Source organism: Mycobacterium sp. TH-M82 (assembly GCF_057473605.1).
In genome coordinates this window covers 1-3,182 of the sequence record NZ_JBYCKY010000750.1, presented here as the reverse complement: position 1 = coordinate 3,182, position 3,182 = coordinate 1, and the positions used below count along the sequence as shown (strand labels likewise).

2 protein-coding genes are annotated in these 3,182 nt (G+C 67.9%); both read right to left on the bottom strand.

Annotated elements, in window-relative coordinates:
* Positions 1-1,949, bottom strand: a 1,949-nt coding sequence (locus tag AC2VON_RS22355; protein WP_486954825.1) for an acetyl/propionyl/methylcrotonyl-CoA carboxylase subunit alpha, incomplete at its 3' end; no start/stop codon positions are given.
* Positions 1,950-1,956: 7 nt separating this feature from the next.
* Positions 1,957-3,182 (bottom strand): acyl-CoA carboxylase subunit beta (locus tag AC2VON_RS22350; protein ID WP_486954824.1); only part of this gene is annotated, 1,226 nt, incomplete at its 5' end.

Here is a 3,182-nt window from a genome sequence, read left to right as displayed (position 1 = left end):
ACAGCTCCGAGCTCGACCTGGTCGCCGGGCTTGACGTTGAGTTGGGCGAGTACGCCGTCGGCCGGTGCGGCGAGAGTGTGCTCCATCTTCATAGCCTCCAGCCAGATCAGCGGTTGACCTGCTGCCACCGTGCTGCCGACTTCGGAGCCCAGCCGGGTGACATTGCCGGGCATCGGAGCCAACAGGGATCCGGCCTCGATGGTGGACGCGGGTTCGGGGAAGCGCGGCAGCGCGATCAGATGAACCGCGCCGCCCGGAGAGTCGACGTAGATGTCGCCGAGGTTCAGGCCGTAGCGCGAGACCGCGTAACTGCGTGCGACTCCCGCAGCGTCGGCCAGCACAACCTGATGCGGATCGGAAGAGACCAGACGCACTGGATGCGAATTGTCGGCGATAACCAAACCGCCTCTGGTAAACCGATATCCGATACGGTGCTGGTGACCGCTGTCGTCGGCGTAGGACTTAACCTGGAATCCCGATGCGAGGTTGCGCCAGCCGCTCGGGACGGGGCCGAGCACCGTCGCGGTCGCCCGGTTGTACGCGGCTTCGGCCAGTGCTGCTGCGACCGCGGACAGCCGCACCGTTTCCGGATCGGCCAGCGGTGCCGACAGCTCGGCCAGCCCGTGGGTGTCGAAAAACGAGGTGTCGGTGGCACCGGCAAGGAACGCCGGATGCCTCAGCACCCGGACCAGCAGATCGCGGTTGGTCCGCACTCCGTGCAGCCGGGCGTTCGCCAGCGCGCGGGCAAGCACCGCCGCGGCCTGGGCTCGTGTCGGCGCATAGCTGATGACCTTGGCCAGCATCGGGTCGTAGTGGATCGAAACCATCGAGCCGTCGGCGACGCCGGAGTCCAGCCGAATTCCGCTGCGCCGGCCCAGCGTGTCGAATCGCGCGGCCACGCCGGGCATGTCGATGGTGTGCAGCAGTCCGGCCTGCGGACGCCAGCCTCGAGCCGGATCCTCGGCATAGAGCCGGGCCTCGATCGAATGGCCTTGCACTGCAGGAGGTTCAGCATCCAGCCGGGCGCCGTCGGCCACCGCCAGCTGCAGCTCGACGAGATCGCACCCGGTGGTCTCCTCGGTGACCGGGTGTTCGACCTGCAGGCGGGTGTTCATCTCCATGAAGTAAAACTCGCCGTCATCGTCGGCGAGGAACTCCACAGTGCCGGCGCCGGTGTAGCCGATTGCGCTGGCTGCCAGCTTGGCGGCGTCGAACAGCTTGGCGCGCATTCCGGGGGTGCGCTCGACCAGCGGGGAGGGCGCCTCTTCGATGACTTTCTGGTGCCGGCGCTGAATCGAGCATTCCCGTTCGCCGACCGCCCATACCGTGCCGTGGTTATCGGCGACCACCTGTACCTCGATGTGGTGGCCGTTGGGCAGATAGCGCTCACAGAAAACCGTCGGGTCGCCGAATGCAGAGCGCGCTTCCCGGCCTGCGGCCTTGACTTCGCCGGCCAAGGCGGACAATTCGGAGACCACCCGCATGCCCCGCCCGCCTCCGCCGGCCGACGCCTTGATCAGCACCGGCAGCTGCACCGCCGTCACGGTTTCCGGGTCGAGTTGCTCCAGCACCGGCACCCCGGCGGCCGCCATGATGTCCTTGGCCCCGATCTTGGAGCCCATCGCGGCCACCGCGGTTACCGGTGGGCCGATCCAGGTCAGGCCGGCGTCACGCACCGCGGCCGCGAATTCCGCGTTCTCGGAGAGGAATCCGTAACCGGGATGCACGGCGTCGACGCCGGCTGCGCGAGCCGCGGCGATGATGGCATCGACCGAAAGGTAACTCTTGGTCTCCGGCAGCCGCACCTTTGCATCCGCCTCGTTGACATGCGGGGCGTCCGCGTCGGGATCGGTGTAGACCGCGACGGTGGCGAGACCGAGCCGGCGGCAGGTGGCGAACACCCGCCGGGCGATCTCGCCGCGGTTGGCCACCAGGACCCTGGTGATCATGGTGTCCTCACATCCGGAAGACGCCGAAGTGCGACGTCCCCTCGATTGGGCCATTGGCGATGGCGGACAAGCAAATACCCAGTACGGTGCGGGTGTCGCGCGGGTCGATCACCCCGTCGTCGTAGAGCCGGCCGGACAAGAACATCGGCAGCGATTCGGCTTCGATCTGCGCCTCGACGGCGGCGCGCAGCGCCGCGTCGGCCTCCTCGTCCACCTCCTGGCCGCGTGCCTGCGCGGCGGCCCGGCTGACGATCGAAAGGACGCCGGCCAGCTGCGTGCCGCCCATGACGGCGGCCTTGGCGGACGGCCAGGTGAACATGAACCGCGGATCGTAGGCACGCCCGCACATTCCGTAGTTACCCGCACCGTAGGAGGCACCGATCACCAGGGAGATGTGCGGCACGGCGGAGTTCGACACGGCGTTGATCATCATCGAGCCGTGCTTGATCATGCCGCCCTCTTCGTAGGCTTTGCCGACCATGTAGCCGGTGGTGTTGTGCACGAACAGCAGTGGCGTGTCGGAGCGGTTGGCCAGCTGGATGAACTGGGTGGCCTTCTGGGCCTCCTCGGAGAACAGCACGCCGCGCGCGTTGGCCAGAATCCCCAGCGGGTAGCCGTGCAGCCGGGCCCAGCCGGTCACCAGCGATGAGCCGTATAGCGGTTTGAACTCGTCGAACTCCGAGCCGTCGACGATGCGGGCGATCACCTCGCGCGGGTCGAAGGGGATGCGCAGGTCGGCCGGGACGATGCCGATCAGTTCTTCGGCGTCGTAGCGCGGCTCGACCACGGGGCCCGGGGCCGGTCCCTGCTTGCGCCAGTTGAGCCGGGTCACGATCCGGCGGCCGATCCGGAGTGCGTCGAGCTCGTCGAGAGCGAAGTAATCGGCCAGACCCGAGACGCGGGCGTGCATTTCGGCGCCGCCCAGAGACTCGTCGTCGGACTCCTCGCCGGTGGCCATCTTCACCAGCGGCGGGCCGGCCAAGAACACCTTGGAGCGTCGCTTGATCATCACGACGTAGTCGCACATCCCCGGGATATAGGCCCCGCCGGCGGTGGAGTTGCCGAATACCAGCGCGATGGTCGGGATGCCCGCCGCCGACAGCCGGGTCAGGTCGCGGAACATCTGCCCGCCGGGGATGAAGATCTCCTTCTGGGTGGGCAGGTCCGCGCCGCCGGACTCCACCAGCGAGATCACCGGCAGCCGGTTCTGCAGTGCGATCTGGTTGGCCCGCA